22 protein-coding genes (1 of these 22 running past the window's edge) are annotated in these 18,922 nt (G+C 59.2%); 14 read left to right on the forward strand and 8 right to left on the reverse strand.

What is annotated here, in order from left to right; translation table 11 throughout:
• Window positions 1-618: the 5' portion of an acyl-CoA dehydrogenase gene (locus ATI02_RS14820; protein ID WP_095190295.1), read on the reverse strand. It extends 564 nt beyond the left edge of the window; only the first 618 of its 1,182 coding nucleotides appear in the window; the start codon lies at window positions 616-618; its stop codon lies off the left edge, out of view.
• Window positions 619-776: 158 nt separating this feature from the next.
• Here ATI02_RS14820 and ATI02_RS14825 point away from each other — a divergent pair, with 158 nt between their 5' ends.
• The 10 genes from ATI02_RS14825 (at window position 777) to ATI02_RS14870 (ending at window position 10,622) form a co-directional block, all read left to right on the forward strand.
• Window positions 777-1,676 carry a LysR family transcriptional regulator gene (locus ATI02_RS14825; protein ID WP_100846656.1) on the forward strand — a complete coding sequence of 300 codons (900 nt, stop codon included), beginning with the start codon at window positions 777-779 and terminating at the stop codon, window positions 1,674-1,676.
• Window positions 1,677-2,110: 434 nt separating this feature from the next.
• Window positions 2,111-3,232 (forward strand): Re/Si-specific NAD(P)(+) transhydrogenase subunit alpha, encoded by a 1,122-nt coding sequence (locus ATI02_RS14830; protein WP_100846657.1) that lies wholly within the window; start codon window positions 2,111-2,113, stop codon window positions 3,230-3,232.
• Window positions 3,233-3,247: 15 nt separating this feature from the next.
• Window positions 3,248-3,568 (forward strand): NAD(P) transhydrogenase subunit alpha part 2, encoded by a 321-nt coding sequence (locus ATI02_RS14835; RefSeq protein ID WP_003187417.1) that lies wholly within the window; start codon window positions 3,248-3,250, stop codon window positions 3,566-3,568.
• On the forward strand, window positions 3,568-5,001 hold the full coding sequence (locus ATI02_RS14840) for an NAD(P)(+) transhydrogenase (Re/Si-specific) subunit beta (protein ID WP_095190292.1): 1,434 nt from the start codon (window positions 3,568-3,570) through the stop codon (window positions 4,999-5,001). The genes ATI02_RS14835 and ATI02_RS14840 overlap by 1 nt, the downstream gene beginning before the upstream one ends.
• Window positions 5,002-5,215: 214 nt before the next feature.
• On the forward strand, window positions 5,216-6,709 hold the full coding sequence (locus ATI02_RS14845; protein ID WP_100846658.1) for a succinyl-CoA:acetate CoA-transferase ScpC: 1,494 nt from the start codon (window positions 5,216-5,218) through the stop codon (window positions 6,707-6,709).
• Window positions 6,710-7,030: 321 nt separating this feature from the next.
• On the forward strand, window positions 7,031-7,246 hold the full coding sequence (locus tag ATI02_RS14850) for a DUF1127 domain-containing protein (RefSeq protein ID WP_007911656.1): 216 nt from the start codon (window positions 7,031-7,033) through the stop codon (window positions 7,244-7,246).
• 336 nt (window positions 7,247-7,582) lie between these two features.
• Window positions 7,583-7,900, forward strand: a complete 318-nt coding sequence (locus tag ATI02_RS14855; RefSeq protein ID WP_007911658.1) for a DUF2388 domain-containing protein — start codon at window positions 7,583-7,585, stop codon at window positions 7,898-7,900.
• A gap of 107 nt (window positions 7,901-8,007) precedes the next feature.
• A complete protein-coding gene (locus ATI02_RS14860; RefSeq protein WP_100846659.1) occupies window positions 8,008-8,316 on the forward strand; it encodes a DUF2388 domain-containing protein in 309 nt (102 codons plus the stop codon).
• A 27-nt stretch (window positions 8,317-8,343) separates the two neighbouring features.
• On the forward strand, window positions 8,344-8,664 hold the full coding sequence (locus ATI02_RS14865) for a DUF2388 domain-containing protein (RefSeq protein WP_034152281.1): 321 nt from the start codon (window positions 8,344-8,346) through the stop codon (window positions 8,662-8,664).
• A complete protein-coding gene (locus ATI02_RS14870; protein WP_100846660.1) occupies window positions 8,661-10,622 on the forward strand; it encodes a DUF7844 domain-containing protein in 1,962 nt (653 codons plus the stop codon). Before ATI02_RS14865 ends, ATI02_RS14870 begins: the two co-directional genes overlap by 4 nt.
• A 302-nt stretch (window positions 10,623-10,924) precedes the next feature.
• Here the strand turns inward: ATI02_RS14870 and ATI02_RS14875 are convergent, their stop codons facing one another.
• The 4 genes from ATI02_RS14875 to trpB all read right to left on the reverse strand — a co-directional run bounded on the left by ATI02_RS14875 (window position 10,925) and on the right by trpB (window position 14,776).
• Window positions 10,925-11,965 carry an IS110 family RNA-guided transposase gene (locus ATI02_RS14875; protein ID WP_100848419.1) on the reverse strand — a complete coding sequence of 347 codons (1,041 nt, stop codon included), beginning with the start codon at window positions 11,963-11,965 and terminating at the stop codon, window positions 10,925-10,927.
• Between the two features lie 188 nt (window positions 11,966-12,153).
• Window positions 12,154-12,609, reverse strand: coding sequence for an anti-virulence regulator CigR family protein (locus ATI02_RS14880; RefSeq protein WP_100846661.1), 456 nt, complete (start codon window positions 12,607-12,609; stop codon window positions 12,154-12,156).
• 122 nt (window positions 12,610-12,731) lie between these two features.
• On the reverse strand, window positions 12,732-13,544 hold the full coding sequence (gene trpA / locus ATI02_RS14885; RefSeq protein ID WP_095190287.1) for a tryptophan synthase subunit alpha: 813 nt from the start codon (window positions 13,542-13,544) through the stop codon (window positions 12,732-12,734).
• Window positions 13,544-14,776: a tryptophan synthase subunit beta gene (trpB, locus tag ATI02_RS14890; protein WP_100846662.1), complete on the reverse strand. Its 1,233-nt coding sequence runs from the start codon at window positions 14,774-14,776 to the stop codon at window positions 13,544-13,546. The genes trpA and trpB overlap by 1 nt, the downstream gene beginning before the upstream one ends.
• Window positions 14,777-14,890: 114 nt before the next feature.
• Between trpB and ATI02_RS14895 the strand changes: the two genes are divergently transcribed.
• A complete protein-coding gene (locus ATI02_RS14895) occupies window positions 14,891-15,808 on the forward strand; it encodes a LysR family transcriptional regulator (protein ID WP_095190285.1) in 918 nt (305 codons plus the stop codon).
• On the opposite strand, the gene ATI02_RS14900 is transcribed toward ATI02_RS14895, so the two are convergent.
• On the reverse strand, window positions 15,781-16,107 hold the full coding sequence (locus tag ATI02_RS14900) for an ElaB/YgaM/YqjD family protein (RefSeq protein ID WP_095190284.1): 327 nt from the start codon (window positions 16,105-16,107) through the stop codon (window positions 15,781-15,783). The genes ATI02_RS14895 and ATI02_RS14900 overlap by 28 nt on opposite strands.
• 156 nt (window positions 16,108-16,263) lie before the next feature.
• On the opposite strand from ATI02_RS14900, the gene ATI02_RS14905 reads away from it, so the two are divergent.
• Together ATI02_RS14905 and ATI02_RS14910 are read left to right on the forward strand one after the other, a co-directional pair.
• Complete coding sequence (locus ATI02_RS14905; RefSeq protein ID WP_095190283.1) at window positions 16,264-16,479, forward strand: dodecin; 216 nt, start codon at window positions 16,264-16,266, stop codon at window positions 16,477-16,479.
• Between the two features lie 128 nt (window positions 16,480-16,607).
• Entirely contained in the window at window positions 16,608-16,832 is a 225-nt protein-coding gene (locus ATI02_RS14910; protein ID WP_100846663.1) for a DUF1161 domain-containing protein, read from the forward strand.
• A 172-nt stretch (window positions 16,833-17,004) separates the two neighbouring features.
• Here ATI02_RS14910 and ATI02_RS14915 read toward each other — a convergent pair whose 3' ends face one another.
• Both ATI02_RS14915 and ATI02_RS32020 read right to left on the reverse strand, forming a co-directional pair.
• Window positions 17,005-18,006 carry an LLM class flavin-dependent oxidoreductase gene (locus ATI02_RS14915; RefSeq protein ID WP_100846664.1) on the reverse strand — a complete coding sequence of 334 codons (1,002 nt, stop codon included), beginning with the start codon at window positions 18,004-18,006 and terminating at the stop codon, window positions 17,005-17,007.
• Complete coding sequence (locus ATI02_RS32020; RefSeq protein WP_141233121.1) at window positions 18,003-18,248, reverse strand: hypothetical protein; 246 nt, start codon at window positions 18,246-18,248, stop codon at window positions 18,003-18,005. The genes ATI02_RS14915 and ATI02_RS32020 overlap by 4 nt, the downstream gene beginning before the upstream one ends.
• Between ATI02_RS32020 and ATI02_RS14920 the strand changes: the two genes are divergently transcribed.
• Entirely contained in the window at window positions 18,247-18,678 is a 432-nt protein-coding gene (locus ATI02_RS14920) for an OsmC family protein (protein ID WP_064389763.1), read from the forward strand. The two genes, ATI02_RS32020 and ATI02_RS14920, sit on opposite strands and share 2 nt — an antisense overlap.
• Window positions 18,679-18,922 lie beyond the last annotated feature (244 nt).

Genomic DNA, 18,922 nt, shown 5'->3' on the forward strand with positions numbered 1-18,922 from the left:
CGGTGCGCTCAGACCTTTCCAGCCTTTCTCCAGCACGAAGCCACGGATGTCGCCGGCATCGTCCTTGGCCCACACCACGAACACGTCGGCGATCGGGCTGTTGGTGATCCACATCTTCGCGCCGGTCAGGCTGTAACCGCCGTCGACCTTGCGAGCACGGGTAATCATCGCGCCCGGGTCGGAACCGTGGTTCGGCTCGGTCAGACCGAAGCAGCCGATCCATTCGCCGGACGCCAGCTTCGGCAGGTATTTCTGTTTCTGTGCTTCAGTGCCGAATTCGTTGATCGGCACCATCACCAGCGAGGACTGCACGCTCATCATCGAGCGATAGCCGGAATCGACACGCTCCACTTCACGAGCGATCAAGCCGTAGCTGACATAGTTGAGGCCGCTGCCACCGTACTGTTCAGGGATGGTCGCGCCCAACAGGCCGACTTCGCCCATCTCGCGGAAGATCGCCGGGTCAGTCTTCTCATGGCGGAAGGCTTCGAGGACACGCGGTGCGAGGCTCTGTTGAGCGAACTGCTCGGCGGTGTCGCGGATCATGCGCTCTTCTTCAGTGAGCTGTTGATCCAGCAGCAGGGGATCGATCCAGTTGAAGCTTGCTTTACCGCCCATGAGTGTGTCCTCGCAAATCGGGTGAATTAACGTGGCATTGATCCTAGGCCCGGTTCGCCGTCGCGGCAAACGAGGATTTCGCATTCTGTTGTGCTAATTTCTCACTCCGAAACGTCGCTGAATGCCTTTTACGCGGCGCATTAGTGAGGTTGACGTACATGCGCAGAAAGATCCCCAGCACCACAGCCCTGATCAGCTTCGAGGCTGCCGCTCGCCATGAGAGCTTTACCAAGGCCGCCGAAGAACTTTCCCTCACCCAAGGCGCCATTTGCCGACAGATCGCCAGCCTTGAGGACTTCCTCGGCGTGGAACTGTTCCGACGCTCACGACGCGGCGTGAAGCTGACCGAAGCAGGACTTTCCTACAGCCGCCGAGTGGCAACTCAACTCGATGCGGTTGAACGCGACACGCTCTCGGTAATGGGCCAGCAAGGCGCCAATGTGATCGAGTTGGCGGTGGTGCCGACGTTCGGTACGCAATGGCTACTGCCAAGGCTCAAGGATTTCCAGGTCAAGCACCCGGAAGTCACGGTCAACCTGACCAACCGCACTCGGCCGTTCCTGTTTGCCGACACCGACTTCGACGCGGCGATCTACTTTGGCGACGCGGACTGGTCGGGTACCGAATCCCACAGGCTGATGGGCGAGAATCCGATGCCCGTGTGCAGTCCCGCCCTTCTCGGCAAGAAGATACAGCTGACAGCCGATGAGATTGCCGAGCTACCGCTTCTACAACAGACCACCCGCCCTTACGCCTGGCGTCAGTGGTTCAACTCGCAACACCTGAACATCCCCCGCGACATGACAGGCCCACGCTACGAGCTATTCTCCATGCTCGCCCAAGCAGCCATGCACGACATGGGCATCGCACTGATTCCACCGTTCCTGATTCAGCGTGAGTTAGCCGAGAAGCGCCTGGTGATTGCCAACCCGCAGGCACTCTCCAGCATCAAGGCGTATTACCTGATGATTCCAGAGCGAAAGGTCGAATCGGCGTCCTTAAGGGCATTTCGCGACTGGCTGGTAAACCAGGCGCAGAGCTATAGCCTAGAAGGATAAAGGCCCAGAGCAATAGCTGACCTAGTAGTCAGCAAAGTAAAAGCACTACAGATATAAGTATTTGTCGCATATTCAACGACTGTATCCGAAAGTCGTACAGACGTCCCACAAGCGCCTGAAGACGTGGCTTTGCGCCTCAATCAACGACTCATTACGGCCTATTCACGTCGCCGATGAGAAATTTTTTCAAATTCAGCCAGAATCCTTACAAGGCACGGCCTACAAGGGATTCAACCGGCTATCTGCGACATTCGGTCACAGGATGACTTGTAGTTAATTTTCCGTCACCCGTCATAATCCCTTGAAGGGCATAAAGTTCGCCTGCAAAATGCCGCTCCCCGCCCTGATTTGGCGGGATCGTGCTGATCGGCCGCCCCAGTCGCACCATCCGCAGTGCCTGGGTTTACTCAATAAGATCACGCAGGAGATTTGACGTGCACATTGGTGTTCCTCTCGAAACCCAGACCGGTGAAACACGGGTTGCTGCAACCCCGGAAACCATTAAAAAGCTGATCAGCCAAGGTCATAAGGTCACTGTGCAAACCGGCGCCGGCGTCAAAGCCAGCGTTGTCGACAGTGCCTATGAAGCGGCAGGCGCAACCATTGGCAGTGCCAACGATGCGTTTGGCGCCGAGCTGATTCTCAAAGTGGTCGCCCCAAGCGATGCCGAACTGACGCTGATCAAGCGCGGCACGGTGCTGGTTGGCATGCTCAACCCATTCAACAACGAAACCATCGCGAAAATGGCCGAATGCGGGATTACCGCGTTCGCCCTTGAAGCGGCGCCGCGCACCTCGCGGGCGCAGAGTCTCGATGTGTTGTCGTCGCAGGCGAACATTGCCGGCTATAAGTCGGTGCTGCTGGCCGCTCACTACTATCCGCGCTTCATGCCGATGCTGATGACCGCTGCGGGCACCGTGAAAGCGGCGCGCGTGCTGATTCTCGGCGCCGGTGTGGCCGGGTTGCAGGCGATTGCCACGGCGAAACGTCTGGGTGCAGTCATTGAAGCGTCTGACGTACGTCCGGCGGTGAAAGAGCAAATCGAATCCCTCGGCGCCAAGTTCGTCGACGTGCCGTACGAGACCGATGAAGAGCGCGAATGCGCGGTCGGTGTCGGTGGTTACGCGCGACCAATGCCGGCGAGTTGGATGCAGCGTCAGGCCCAGGCGGTACACGAACGCGCCAAACAGGCCGACATTGTCATCACCACTGCACTGATTCCGGGCCGCAAGGCACCGACGCTGTTGAGCGCGGACACCGTGGCGCAGATGAAACCGGGTTCGGTGGTCATCGACCTCGCAGCGGCTCAGGGTGGCAACTGCCCGCTGACCGTGGCCGATCAGGTCGTGATCGAGAATGGCGTAACCATTTGCGGCCCGACCAATCTCGCCGGTGAAGTCGCCGCAGACGCTTCGGCGCTGTACGCGCGCAACCTGCTGGACTTCCTGAAGCTGGTCTTCACTAAAGAAGGCCAGTTCGACGTCAACCTCGAAGACGACATCGTCGCCGCGTGCCTGATGTGCCGCGACGGCCAAGTCATCCGCAAAAACGCCTAAGCAGGGATTCAGACGATGGAAGAGCTTATCTCCCCCGGTATCTACAACCTGATCATCTTCGTGCTGGCGATTTATGTCGGTTACCACGTGGTCTGGAACGTTACGCCTGCGCTGCACACCCCCTTGATGGCAGTGACCAACGCGATTTCCGCAATCGTGATCGTCGGCGCCATGCTGGCCGCTGCGCTGACCGTCACGCCGCTGGGCAAGACCATGGGCACCCTCGCCGTGGCGCTGGCCGCGGTCAACGTGTTCGGTGGCTTCCTGGTCACCCGCCGCATGCTTGAGATGTTCAAGAAGAAAGCCCCGAAAGTAAAAGAAGAGGCGCCGAAGTAATGAGCATGAATCTCGTCACGACGCTCTACCTGATCGCGTCGATCTGCTTCATCCAGGCCCTCAAAGGCCTGTCGCACCCGACCACTTCACGGCGCGGCAACCTGTTCGGCATGCTCGGCATGGCGCTGGCCATCCTGACCACCGTCGGTCTCATCTATAAGTTGGGTGCAGAGCTGGCCACTGCCGGTATCGGTTACGTGATCGTCGGCCTGCTGATCGGCGGCACCGCCGGTTCGATCATGGCCAAGCGTGTTGAAATGACCAAAATGCCGGAACTGGTCGCCTTCATGCACAGCATGATCGGCCTGGCGGCGGTGTTCATCGCCATTGCTGCCGTGGTTGAGCCGCAGTCGCTGGGCATCGTCAAGCAACTGGGCGACGCGATCCCGGCGGGCAACCGTCTGGAACTGTTCCTCGGCGCGGCGATTGGTGCAATCACCTTCTCCGGTTCGGTGATCGCCTTCGGCAAACTGTCGGGCAAGTACAAGTTCCGCCTGTTCCAAGGCGCACCGGTACAGTTCGCCGGTCAGCATAAGCTGAACGCAGTACTGGGTCTGGCCACATTGGCACTCGGCCTGACCTTCATGTTCACCGGCAACCTCACCGCGTTCGCGTTGATGCTGGCGCTGGCGTTCGTGATGGGCGTGCTGATCATCATCCCGATCGGCGGCGCCGATATGCCGGTGGTGGTATCGATGCTCAACAGCTACTCCGGCTGGGCGGCGGCAGGTATTGGTTTTTCGCTGAACAACTCGATGCTGATCATCGCCGGTTCGCTGGTGGGTTCGAGCGGTGCGATCCTCTCGTACATCATGTGCAAGGCAATGAACCGTTCCTTCTTTAATGTACTGCTCGGCGGTTTCGGCAATACGGCGGATGCTGGCCCGGCCGGTGCGAAAGAAGCGCGTCCGGTGAAATCCGGCTCGGCTGATGACGCGACCTTCCTGCTGACCAACGCCGACACCGTGATTATCGTGCCGGGCTACGGTCTGGCGGTGGCCCGTGCGCAGCATGCTCTGAAGGAGCTGACCGAGAAGCTGACTCACCGTGGCGTGACCGTGAAGTACGCGATCCACCCGGTGGCCGGCCGCATGCCTGGGCACATGAACGTGCTGCTCGCCGAGGCCGAAGTGCCTTACGACCAGGTGTTCGAGATGGAAGACATCAACTCCGAGTTCGGCCAGGCCGACGTGGTGCTGGTGCTGGGCGCGAACGACGTGGTCAACCCGGCCGCGAAGAACGATCCGAAATCGCCGATTGCCGGCATGCCGATTCTCGAAGCGTTCAAGGCCAAGACCATCATCGTCAACAAGCGCTCGATGGCCAGCGGCTATGCCGGTCTGGACAACGAGCTGTTCTACCTGGACAAGACCATGATGGTGTTCGGTGACGCGAAGAAAGTCATCGAAGACATGGTCAAAGCGGTCGAGTAACTCGCCGCTGAAACACCGAACGCCCCGATTCGTCGGGGCGTTTTTGTTTGCGCAAACAGTCGGACAATATGCCGCGTTGTTGCATATCCGGTAACGATGTTTTACTTGAAACCCGCTAAATAGACGCCTTGTTTGCGACCTTGGTAGCGGGACAGGCGCCTGCCAAATTCACTAGACTGCGCATCCTGCTACTCGCTTCCCGAGATAATAATCCATGTACCGTGACCGTATTCGCCTGCCTTCGTTGTTGGATAAAGTGATGAGCGCCGCCGACGCCGCTGCTCTGATTGAGGACGGCATGACCGTCGGCATGAGCGGCTTTACCCGTGCCGGCGAAGCCAAAGCCGTACCCCACGCACTGGCCGAGCGGGCCAAGGTCACGCCGCTGAAGATCAGCCTGATGACCGGTGCGAGCCTGGGCAACGACCTCGACAAGCAACTGACCGAAGCCGGCGTGCTGTCGCGGCGCATGCCGTTCCAGGTCGACAGCACACTGCGCAAAGCAATCAACGCCGGCGAAGTGATGTTTATCGACCAACACCTGTCGGAAACCGTCGAGCAACTGCGCAACCAGCAACTGAAGCTGCCGGACATTGCGGTGATCGAAGCCGTGGCGATTACCGAACAGGGCCACATCGTGCCGACCACCTCGGTGGGCAATTCGGCGAGCTTCGCGATTTTCGCCAAGCAGGTGATCATCGAGATCAACCTGGCGCACAACGCCAACCTCGAAGGCCTGCATGACATCTATATCCCGACCTATCGTCCGACGCGCACGCCGATCCCGCTGGTAAAAGTAGACGACCGCATCGGCAGCACCGCGATCCCGATCCCGCCGGAGAAGATCGTCGCCATTGTCATCACCCAGCAGGCGGATTCGCCGTCGACCGTATCGTCGCCGGATGTCGACACCAACGCCATCGCCGAACACCTGATCAATTTCTTCAAGCAGGAAGTCGACGCCGGGCGTATGACCAACAAACTCGGCCCATTGCAGGCCGGGATCGGCAACATCGCCAACGCAGTGATGTGTGGCCTGATCGACTCGCCTTTCGAAGACCTGACCATGTACTCCGAAGTGCTGCAGGACTCGACGTTCGATCTGATCGATGCCGGCAAGCTGAGCTTCGCCTCGGGCAGTTCGATCACCTTGTCCGAGCGGCGCAACAGCGATGTATTCGGCAATCTGGAGAAGTACAAGGACAAACTGGTGCTGCGTCCGCAGGAGATCTCCAACCACCCGGAAGTGGTGCGGCGCCTCGGGATCATCGGGATCAACACCGCGCTGGAGTTCGACATCTACGGCAACGTCAACTCTACCCACGTCTGCGGCACGCGGATGATGAACGGCATCGGCGGCTCGGGCGACTTCGCGCGCAACGCGCATCTGGCGGTGTTCGTGACCAAGTCGATTGCCAAGGGTGGCGCGATTTCCAGCGTGGTGCCGATGGTCAGCCATGTCGACCACACCGAGCATGATGTCGACATTCTGGTGACTGAGGTGGGTCTGGCGGACTTGCGTGGTCTGGCGCCACGGGAGCGTGCGCGGGTGATCATCGATAATTGTGTACACCCGGACTATCGTCAGGCGTTGAATGATTACTTCACCGCAGCCTGTGCAATCGGTGGCCACACTCCGCATATCCTGCGTGAAGCCTTGAGCTGGCACATCAACCTGGAAGAAACCGGGCGGATGCTGAAGGTGTAACTCGCACAGATATTCCGCTGGCGCAAACACAGTTTCGTCAGCGGGATGTTGCAACCCGCGCCAACTATCAAAAACTGTACTGCTGTACCGGTCTTTTCCTACCGTAAATACCTACCTATTCTTCCGAAATGAGCAAACACGCACTACTTAAGTGCGGACAGGTACAGTTCGCTCGATTTTGACCCATACACCTCCTATAAACAGTTAACTGGTCACTCACAATACAGTTGAACTGTATCTAGAGAGACTTGGCAAACGAGAGGATCATGGGCACCAGTCAAACCACTACCTGATCCCGCCACAAGCGGAAGGATGTCAACCATGGAACGTACACTCAGTTCCGAACTGTTCTTCGAAGACAAAGCTGTAAACACCCAGGCTTCCCTGCCTCTGCGCGTTATCGCCAACCTGATGTTGTGGCAGCGCCGCATCTCCAGCCGCCACCAACTGGCCCGTCTGGATTCGCGCCTGCTGGCTGACGCCGGTATCAGCGAAGCTCAACGCTACGAAGAGCTGAGCAAGCCGTTCTGGCGCTAAGTAGCGTCGCTGGCTCTGGTCGTTAGAACCTCCGCCAGCAACCCGAATTGAATAAAACAAAACCCGTCGTGGGAAACCACGACGGGTTTTGTCGTTCTGGATCCTTCAAAACAGCAGAATAGACGCTTCGAGATTGAAACAAGTACAGTTTTAGATTTATTAATATACGCAGGTACAGTTAGAAGCGTTCAACAGGAGCCAGTATTCTGACCACTGGGCGAATTGCACATAGCAGCCTAATATCCATTCAGTAAGTGGCGAATGCTGTGCCGAAGGCGTCTGACTCCTCAGATACCGAGCCACCTCTCAAAACGGTTTATCCACAGGAGTTATCCCATGTCCCGTCTTCGCCTGCTCAGCGCTGCCGCCCTGCTGGCCGTGGCTGCGAACGCCAGCGCCACCAGCTTCATCGTGACCACCGACGCTGTCGTCGGCGCCCTGAAATCCTCGTCCGATGCCACTTCCGACGTTACTTCGTCCTTCCGTGACGACAAGATCGTCCTCGCGGCCCGCGATGACGCGGCCAGTTTTGTAGCCAGCGAAGGCGAGATCCGTGGCGTGAAACTGGAAAGCGCGCTCGATCACATCCGTCATCAAGCCCCACAGCTGCAAGCCACCGACGCACAGTTGGCTCAGGCCATTCTGACGATCTAAGCGATCGCGGTATCGCGGGACACGCCGGTCGTGTCCCGATGTTTCGACGCTGGCTCTAGCCCGGGCATTGCGCTAGCCTTGCGGCTCGCTAACCGTTACCGAGTCTTATGCGTTTTCTTCAAAATCTGCTGTTCCCTTGCGCATTGTTAATGGCCTGCTGGACGACGTCGGTCGATGCCTTCGATATGTCGACCCAGAACACCGTCGTCAGCGTTTGGGCGACCGGCATGGTGTCTTCCGCACCTTTCGACCGTAAACTGCTGCTGGCTGCTCACGACGATGCAGCGGTGTTCGTTGCCAGTGACGGAGAACTGCGAGGCGCTCGACTGGAATCCGCACTGCATTACCTGCGCAAAACCCGGCCGAAACTTCATGTAAGCGACCTTGAACTGGCACAGGCAATTCTCGTCCAATAGTTATCCTTGTCCTTCCGGAGTCGTTCCATGCGTAGCCCGCTGATTGCTGCCGCCCTTGGCCTGTTTTTGTTGGCCGATGTGGCCCAGGCGCACACCCTGGTCGCCACCAGTAACATCATCGTTCGTGCCTCCCAGCGCACCATCGATTTCACCTCCGATACCACCACCTCGATTCGCGACTCGAAAATCATCCGGGAAGCCCACGACGACGCCGCCAGTTTCGTCGCCAGCAACGGTGATATCCGTGGCGCACACCTGGAAGCCGCGCTCAACACCTTGCGCACTCGCGTGCCGGAAGCGCGCGACGCCAGTGATCAGGTTCTCGCTGAAGCCATCCTCGCACTGTGAGGTCACTCGGCGCCTGGCTACTGGCCGGGACGTTGTTGCTGCTTGGCAACAGCGCCCACGCCGGCCTGCAATTACGGCTCAAGACTGACGGCCTGAGCCCAGCCCAACAACAGGCCAGCCAGGCGCTGATCGATGAAGCCATGCGCGCGCTGCCGCCGAGCTTCATCGAGCGGCTGGATCGGCGCATCGATGTCGGCTGGACCGACGACATGCCCGTCAATGCCTATGGCCAGGCCACGCTGGTTGCCGAACTCGATCTGAACCGCAAACTGCTCGCCAGCCTCACCGACGGCAGCGCCGCCAAAGAGAAAACCAATCGCCCCCACGGCACTGTGCGTCAGGAACTGCTCGCCACCGTGCTGCACGAAATCACCCACATTTATGACCGCGCGCGCTTGTGGCCGAGTGCCGAACGCACGCTGATCCAGCGTTGCACCCGGCGTTTCAATAGCGCCGGGCTGATCGGTATCCCCGATGAATGCCGTGGCCAGAACGGCCGCCGCTTTACCCTCAGCGATGACCCGCGTCTGCTCGACCTTGCCGGTTGGCAGCAATACGTCGGCCGTCGTGGCGAACGCGAACAGCACAACCGGCAGATCGCCCGCAGCCCGGATTTGTACGAAATCTCCAGTCCAAAGGAGTTCGTCGCGGTCAACATGGAGTATTTCCTCCTCGACCCGAGCTATGCCTGCCGCCGTCCGGCGTTGTACCGCTACTACCAGGAACACTTCGGCTGGGCACCACCGGCCAAGGACACCTGCAGCAAGACCTTCGCCTTCCTCAATGCCGGTAACGACTTCGCCAAGCAGCCCTTGGGACAGGTCGACCCGGAACGGGTTTACGCCGTCGATTATCTGCTCGCCGAGGCCAATCAGAACTGGGTCAGCCGTTGGGGCCACAGCATGTTGCGGCTGGTGATCTGCGCACCCGGTCGGCCGCGTGGCCCGGATTGCCGGCTCGATCTGGATCAGCATCTGGTGCTGTCGTATCGCGCCTTCGTAGGCGATGTGCAGCTGTCGAGCTGGGACGGACTGGTCGGCAAGTACCCTTCACGATTGTTCGTCCTGCCATTGGCACAAGTCATCGACGAATACACCAAGACCGAACTGCGCAGCCTCGCTTCGGTACCGCTGAATCTGTCACGCAACGAGATCGAAGGCGTGGTCGAACACGCCGCCGAGATGCACTGGAGCTACGACGGTAACTACTTCTTCCTGTCCAACAACTGCGCGGTAGAAGGCCTGAAACTGTTGCGCAGCGGCAGCAACAACGCGCAGCTCACCGGCCTGGACAGCATCATGCCCAACGGTTTGCTGGAAGTGCTCAAGGGCCGGGGCCTGGCCGACACCAGCGTGCTGGATGATCCCAAAGAGGCGCTGCGTCTGGGTTATCGCTTCGATTCGTTCCGTGATCGTTATCAGGCGATGTTCGATGTACTGAAGAAGCAATTGCCGATCAAACAGAACAGTGTTGAGCAATGGCTTTCGTTGACTGCCGAGGAACGCCGCCCGTGGTTCGAACGTGCCGACCTGCGCACCAGCGCCGCACTGCTGCTGTTGGAACAGGCGAGCTACCGGCGACAGTTGTTGCTCGCACAGGACGAGGTCAAGCAGCGTTACCTCGGCGCACGCGAACTGGAAAACGGCGGCATGGACAAAGCCAACGCGACCTTGCAGGAAATCCTCGCCAATAGCGGCTTCCTCAGTCGCCCGGCGGAATTGCTCGACTCCAAGGGTTACGGCTTGCCGCAACCGAGCGAATTCAGCCGCTTGGAAGCAGAAAGCAGCCAGCGGCAGAAAAAGCTCCTGGCCCTTTCCGGAGATCTGGACACCGAAGTGCGAAAGTTGCTGGAGCCCAAGCGTGCTGCCGAGATTGCGGCGAGCGAAGCCAACGTGAAACAGATTGGCGAGCATTTGCGCAAACTGCACAAGGCGTCTGGCGGACTGGAACTGCCATAAAAGCGAAAGATCGCAGCCTGCGGCAGCTCCTATGTATGGACTCGCCCCCACTGTCTACCCGTTTTTTGAAAACTGTCGCCCCGTTGCATCTATGTATTAGGCCTATTCGTGGAAGCCGTCTTCGGCCTCTGGCCAAAATTGGAAGAGCTCGTGGCATGCCGATTACAGTCAGGCCTCGAAGGCCAGTAGGAGCTTAGGCATCAATCCACGCTGGTCTTACCTGGGGTCAATTTTTTTCAGCAAAGGGTCGGACAGTCAGTACCTCGGTGGCAGAACTCGGTCGCTCAGTGGCTTATCGTCGCTTACTGACCATTACCAGCATGACGACGATAAGACTGGTCATTCTGTAGAAGCACCCAGACGATTCGTAGGTTGCGGTTGGCTAACCTGATCGCAGCCTCCTTACGGCCCAGTCGGCTCATCCACCGCAACAAGCGGCGGTCATCGGGTTGCAGGGAATCAGGTCGCAGTTGTTGCAGGACCGAATGGGCTCCCTGGATCATCAAGCTGCGTAAATAAACATCACCTCGCTTGGTCATGTCGCCCAGCCGGACCGTCTGCCCGCTGCTGTGCTGGTCAGGCACCATGCCAAAGTACGCGGCAAACTTGCGGGCATTGGGAAACCGCTCAGGGTTGGTTTCCTTGGCCACCAGTGCCGTGGCAATGACTGGGCCAATGCCGCGCACGGTCATCAGTCGCCTCGCTGTCATGTCGGCGTTAGCGGCCACTTCCAGGCGGCCCGTCAACACGCCGATGCGCTCGCCCAAATGGCGCCACTCAGCCAACAGTTCGTCGATCAATTCACGCAGCAGGCCAGGCAGTGGCTGGGTCGCATCTTCCAGTACCCGCGGAATCTTCTGACTGATCGCAACATCGCCCTGCGCCAAGGCCACGCCGTGCTCGAGCAGCAGGCCGCGCATCTGATTGCTGACCGCCGTGCGTCGACGCACATAGCCCTGACGGGCGCGATGCAGCGCTTGCATTGCCAGCGCAGCAACGCTTTTGACCGGTACCGCGCAGATTTTTTCATCGCGACCAGCGCGCAGAATCGCCAGCGCATCGTTGCGATCATTTTTAGGCCCACTGCGGTGTGTGGTCACCAAACCGGCTGGAAGAATCCGCGCCAGATTACCTTTGTCTTGCAACTGCCGGGCCCAGGCTTGAGCTCCCGGACCGGTCTCCATCAAAACCACGACATGAGGCGGCAGCTGTTGGAGAAACTCATAAAACGCCTCACGCGACTTGATCCGCTGTTCATAGCGCACCTGGCCGAGGACATCTTCACCAGCGACCTGAAAGACCTGTTTGGCCAGATCTACCGCCAAAGTTGTGCAGGCCGACAAATCGGAAGAAGACAGGGATTGATCATTCGAACTATGATTTTTCATGGACTCGCCCTCGCTGTCGATGGCTGTTTAGACTGCCACCGTGGCGCATTGACGCCTCGGCTTGGGCGAGTCCATCCAATTACAGAGGGATCGAATTCCCTGTAGGAGCTGCCGCAGGCTGCGATCTTTTGACTGACTAACGATTAATACAAAACCCCATCCAGAATTTCATAAACGATCCCGGTGCCCACCGCGATCAGCACGATATCGCCACCAGCCCGGCGCCATTCATAACCCGGATAGACCGGCAAACGACCTAACGCACGACCATCCAGGCGCTCACCGTAATAACCGTGCGGCAATGGCCGGCCACGCTCCAGGTGGATGCCCGGCGGCGGCGGCGCACCGCGCACGAAGTAGCCGTGGTTGTCGCGAATGGTCTGGCGCACCGGACCGAAGTCGCGAGGTGGCGGGCCGCCTCGGTGGTTGTTCGGCGGGCCACGGCGATCGTCACCGCGATGCTCCCCTTGGTTGTCGTAATGGCCCTGCTGCGGGCCGCCGCGGTCGTGATCATCGCGCTGATCGGCGCTGGCCAGCAGCGGAGTCGCGCTGATCATCAGCACACCCAATCCGGCCATCAGACGTTTCGGCATTTTCATTCGGTCTTTCCTCACAGCACTGACAGCAAAAAGGGCTTCAGAACGTAGTCCTGAAGCCCTCGGTCTTGCTTGTTTAGTCTGTACCGTGAGGTGCTAATTCCTCTGTATCAGGAACTTTACCTTCAACTGACGCGGGCCTTACGCACGCCTTCGGACAGCGCCGAGCACAGGCTCAACACGCCATCGATGGCCTGATCCGGCGTGGTCGCGTTGGCGATGTGATCGATCAGCGCCGAACCCACCACCACACCGTCGGCAAGACGCGCAATGGCCGCCGCTTGCTCCGGGGTACGGATACCGAAACCAATGCTGATCGGCAGATCGGTATGGCGGCGCAGACGGGTCACTGCCTCTTCGACGTGCTCCAGCGTTGCCGCACCGGCACCGGTCACACCGGCCACGGACACGTAGTAAACAAATCCGGAACTGCCGTTGAGCACCTTCGGCAGACGTGCGTCGTCGGTGGTCGGCGTGGTCAGGCGGATGAAGTCCAGACCGGCAGCCTGGGCCGGGTCGCAGAGTTCTTCGTTGTGCTCTGGCGGCATGTCGACCACGATCAGACCATCGACGCCTGCCTCTTTGGCTTCAGCGATGAAACGCTCAACGCCAAACTTGTGGATCGGGTTGAAGTAGCCCATCAGCACCAGCGGCGTATCGCTATTGTCTTCACGGAACTCGCGAACCATTTGCAGGGTTTTCGCCAGATTCTGCTTGGCACCCAGCGCACGGATATTGGCGAGTTGAATCGCCGGGCCGTCCGCCATCGGGTCGGTGAACGGCATGCCCAGTTCGATAACGTCGGCACCGGCCTTGGGCAAGCCCTTGAGGATCGCCAGCGAAGTGTCGTAATCCGGGTCACCGGCGGTGACGAAGGTCACCAGCGCGGCACGATTTTGTTGTTTGAGTTCGGCAAATCGGGTTTGCAGGCGGCTCATCAGTGTTTCTCCTGCTTGGACTGTTCCATGTGGTGCATCACGGTCTGCATGTCTTTGTCGCCACGGCCAGACAGGTTGACCACCATCAGGTGATCCTTCGGCAGCTTCGGTGCACGTTTGAACACTTCGGCCAAGGCGTGGGCGCTTTCCAGGGCAGGAATAATCCCTTCCAGACGGCAGCACTTGTGAAACGCTTCGAGGGCTTCATCGTCGGTCACCGAGGTGTACTGGACGCGGCCGATGTCATGCAACCAGGCGTGTTCCGGGCCGATACCCGGGTAATCGAGACCGGCGGAAATCGAGTGGGCGTCGATGATCTGGCCATCGTCGTCCTGCAGCAGGAAGGTGCGGTTGCCGTGCAATACACCCGGTACGCCGCCGTTGAGGCTGGCCGCGTGCTTGCCGGTTTCGATGCCGTAACCAGCGGCTTCAACGCCGATGATCTCAACGCTCTTGTCGTCGAGGAACGGGTGGAACAGGCCCATTGCGTTGGAACCACCGCCGATGCACGCCACCAGGCTATCCGGCAGACGGCCTTCCTGAGCTTGCAACTGCTCGCGGGTTTCCTTGCCGATCACGGCCTGGAAGTCGCGAACCATGGCCGGATAAGGGTGTGGGCCGGCCACAGTGCCGATCAGGTAGAAAGTGCTGTCGACGTTGGTCACCCAGTCACGCAGCGCTTCGTTCATCGCATCTTTCAGGGTGCCGGTGCCGGCAACCACCGGGATCACCTCGGCGCCCAGCAACTTCATGCGGAACACGTTGGCCTGCTGACGCTCGATGTCAGTGGTGCCCATGTAGATCACGCAGTCCAGACCGAAGCGCGCAGCTACGGTGGCGGTCGCCACGCCGTGCATGCCGGCGCCGGTCTCGGCGATGATGCGTTTTTTGCCCATGCGCCGCGCCAGCAGGATCTGGCCGATGCAGTTATTGATCTTGTGCGCGCCAGTGTGGTTGAGCTCTTCGCGCTTGAGGTAGATCTTCGCGCCGCCGCAGAACTCGGTCAGACGCTCGGCGAAGTACAGCGGGCTCGGACGTCCGACGTAGTCACGCTGGAAGTAGGCCAATTCCTCTTTGAATGCCGGATCTTCCTGAGCCGCTTCGTATTCGCGGGCCAGATCGAGGATCAACGGCATCAGGGTTTCAGCGACGTAGCGGCCACCGAACGAACCGAACAGGCCGTTGGCGTCAGGGCCGTTACGCAGATCGGAGTTGTGCGAAGTCTGGGTCATGGTGTGCTCCAGGAGAATTCGGGTCAAAAGACAATGACGACCACTCTACCCCTGACCTTCTAAGCTGAAAACCGATAAGATCGCCGCAACCCGTCAGGAAAACTCACAGATATCATGAGCCACGACCTTCCCCCGCTGAACGCCCTGCGCGCCTTCGAAGCCACGGCCCGGCTGAACAGCGTCAGTCAGGCCGCCGAACAGCTGCACGTCACCCATGGCGCAGTGAGTCGACAGCTCAAAGTGCTGGAAGAACACCTTGGTGTCAGCCTGTTCGTCAAGGATGGACGCGGCTTGAAACTCACAGATGCCGGCGTGCGTTTGCGCGATGCCAGCGGCGAAGCGTTTGACCGGTTGCGCAGCGTTTGTGCAGAGCTGACGCAAAGCACCGCCGATGCGCCGTTCGTGCTCGGTTGCTCCGGAAGTTTGCTGGCGCGCTGGTTTATTCCGCGACTGGGGCGCTTGAATGCCGATCTGCCGGACTTGCGTCTGCACCTCTCGGCGGGAGAAGGCGATCTCGATCCCAGACGTCCGGGGCTGGATGCTCTCCTGCTGTTCGCCGAACCACCATGGCCGGCGGACATGCAGGTGTATGAACTGGCTGCGGAACGCATCGGCCCGGTGCTGAGCCCGCTGTTCAGCGGCTATCAACGCCTGCAAACGGCATCTGCCGAAGCCTTGCTCGATGAGCCGCTGCTGCACACGACGTCACGCCCGCAAGCCTGGCCGAGCTGGGCACAGCAAAACCACCTCGACACCAAGGCATTGAAGCTCGGACAAGGTTTTGAGCATTTGTATTATTTGCTGGAAGCGGCGGTTGCAGGTCTCGGCGTGGCCATCGCGCCGGAGCCGCTGGTTACCGAGGATTTGAAGGCCGGTCGCCTGGTTGCGCCGTGGGGCTTCTGTGAAACCCCGGCGCAACTGGCGTTGTGGCTACCCAAGCGCGCCGCGGACGGGCGCGCTCGGCAACTGGCGCAATGGCTCAAGCATGAGCTGCGCCAGAGCGATCACTCGCCGCGCTTGAACAGCAAGTAAGCCGCCAGCAGACCCAGTGCACCGACTGCCACACCGGCAGTCGTCCATGGGTGTTCCTGAGCATAATCGCGGGTGGCGATCCCGGTCTCACGGGTTTTCACTTTAACTTCTTCGTAAGCGTCGCTGAGCAGGTGGCGCGAATGTTTCAGCGCACTTTCAGCATTGCTTTTCAGCGCCTTGAGGGTCTTGCGCGACTCGTCGGAAGCATCGTCTTTCAGGCTTTCCAACGACTTGAGCAGACTCTCGATCTCCGCTTCCATGCTTTGCAATGAGGCTTTACGTAAAGAGGTGTTGGCCATGGTGGCTCTCCTGCATTGGTGATGAGTGGCGTGTGTTGATTGGGACTTCAGCGGTTTGAGAAAGTGCAGAAAATCTGAACTTCGCTTGCGCAGCGGCGCCGAAATCAACAGTGCAATTCACTGCTAGTCTCAAATCCACACGCAAAGGAGATCGCCATGAGTGACCATCACACGTACAAGAAAGTCGAGCTGGTCGGCTCGTCCCCAACCAGTATCGAAGACGCCATCAACAACGCGTTGGCCGAAGCCAACAAGAGCATCAAGCACCTGGAATGGTTTGAAGTGACCGAGACCCGCGGCCACATCAAGGACGGTAAAGCGGCGCACTTTCAGGTAACGCTGAAGGTCGGGTTCCGGATTGCCAGCAGCTGAGTTTAGTCTACGCTTCTGAACTTGCGCGCTGGCCGAGTGCCATAGGAATGGCAAAGCGCTACAAGGTGGTCGCACCGAGTGAATGACTCGGTGCACGCCTCTTTTAATCCGACCAGGGAGTGCGACCGATGAAGAATTTCATATTGGCAGTAGGTTTGTTGAGCCTTGCGGGTGGTGCGTTTGCTGCCGGCAAGCCTTGTGAAGAGCTGAAAAGCGAGATTGCGGCGAAGCTGGATGCCAAGGGCGTTTCCGGGTATTCGCTTGAGATTGTAGAGAAGGGCGCCGCGGCTGGCGGCGATGTCGTCGGCAGCTGTGAAGGTGGCACCAAAGAAATCGTCTACAAGCGCGGTTGATCGTGCCTGAAATGCAAAAGCCGACGTGAATGCGTCGGCTTTTTTGTGGGCAACGTATTGCCAATGTGGGAGCGGGCTTGCTCGCGAAGGGGGCGTGCCAGTCGACATTTTTTGTGCCTGACACCCCGCCTTCGCGAGCAAGCCCGCTCCCACAAGGGATCTACGCAGAATTTCAGCCCTTCATGACTTGTGCCAGCAACTCGTACGAGTGCACACGATCAGCGTGTTCATACAAATCACTGGTGAAAATCAGCTCATCCGCCTGCGTCTGCTCAATCAGCACTTCAAGTTTCGCGCGGATTTTCGCCGGGCTGCCAACCATCGCCAGGCCAAGGAAATCACCCACCGCCTCACGCTCATGGGGCAACCACAAGCCGTCCATGGTTTTTACCGGCGGACGTTGCACCAGGCTTTGCCCACGCATCAGCGCGAGGATTCGCTGGTACACCGAGGTCGCGAGGTAATCCGCTTGTTCATCGGTATCGGCCGCCACCAGCGGCACACCGAGCATCACATACGGCTTGTCCAGCACCGCCGACGGCTTGAAATGATTGCGGTAGACGCGAATCGCCTCGTGCATGAAGCGCGGGGCGAAATGCGAGGCAAAGGCGTAGGGCAAACCGCGCTCACCGGCCAGTTGCGCACTGAACAGGCTGGAACCCAGTAACCAGATCGGCACATGGGTGCCAGTGCCCGGCATCGCGATCACCCGTTGATCCGGGGTGCGCGGGCCAAGGAAGCGCGCCAGTTCGGCAACGTCTTCGGGGAAGTCGTCGGCACTGCCGGAACGCTCACGGCGCAGGGCACGGGCGGTCATTTGATCGGAACCCGGCGCACGGCCGAGACCGAGATCGATGCGCCCCGGATACAGACTCTCAAGGGTGCCGAACTGCTCGGCGATCACCAGCGGCGCGTGGTTGGGCAGCATGACGCCGCCCGAACCGACGCGAATCGTCGATGTACCACCGGCCAGATAACCCAGCAGCACCGAGGTCGCGGAACTGGCGATGCCGTCCATATTGTGGTGTTCAGCCACCCAGAACCGCGTGTAGCCGAATTTTTCAACATGCTGCGCCAGATCCAGGGAATTGCGCAGAGACTGTGCCGGGCTGCCGTTTTCTCGCACCGGAACCAGATCGAGGGTGGAAAATTTTACGTCCGAGAGTTGCTTCATAAACCTGCTTCTCCGAGTGAGGAGGCAGGTTTTTCTTGCGAACGAAAACCTGCCGAATCCATAAGCGTGTTTTGTGCAATGTGGGCATATACCCGAATTTCAATAGCACAGGCGAAATTTCCTACTAAAAAAGTCAACCATTCAGATGAGCTGAACTTTGTTCCGCCGTCTATCCTCAGAAGCCTTGCAAGCAAAACCACGACGGCGCGGCGTTCCGCGCCTGATCTTGAGGAGGCAGACATGGCTATCGTTAAGAAAGCATCCGCGCATTGGGCAGGTGATCTGAAAACCGGCATCGGCTCGATCTCCACTGAAACCGGTGTCCTCAGAGAAGCCCCGTATGGCTTCAAGGCACGCTTCGAGGGCGGCAAGGGCACCAACCCTGAAGAACTGATCGGCGCGGCCCATGCCGGCTGTTTCTCCATGGCGTTTTCGATGATTCTCGGCGATGCCGGCCTGAAAGCCGACAGCATCGACACCAACGCTGAAGTCACCCTCGACCAGGTCGACGGAGGGTTTGCGATTACTGCGGTGAAGCTGATCCTCAAGGCGAAAATTCCGGGGGCGACTCAGGCGCAGTTTGAAGAACTGAGCAACAAGGCCAAGGAAGGGTGCCCGGTATCCAAGGTTCTGAATGCCAAGATCACCCTTGAGGCATCGTTGGTCAGCTGATTTTCCAAGGCGCGATTCAGGCGTTGGCAGCACCGACGCCTTCGCGAGCAGGCTCGCTCCCACATTCGATCTCCAGCGGACACATTTTCTGTGAACAACCGGGATTCCTTGTGGGAGCGAGCCTGCTCGCGAAAGCGGCCTCAAGCGATGAGCAGAACTTGTGAGCGAAGTCAGAACCTGCTCGGCGAAAGTGTGGTCGAATACATGACAGCAGCTTCAGCGCACACCCGTGCGCGCTGCCTCA

The organism is Pseudomonas baetica, assembly GCF_002813455.1.
Taxonomy (GTDB): Bacteria; Pseudomonadota; Gammaproteobacteria; order Pseudomonadales; family Pseudomonadaceae; genus Aquipseudomonas; species Aquipseudomonas baetica.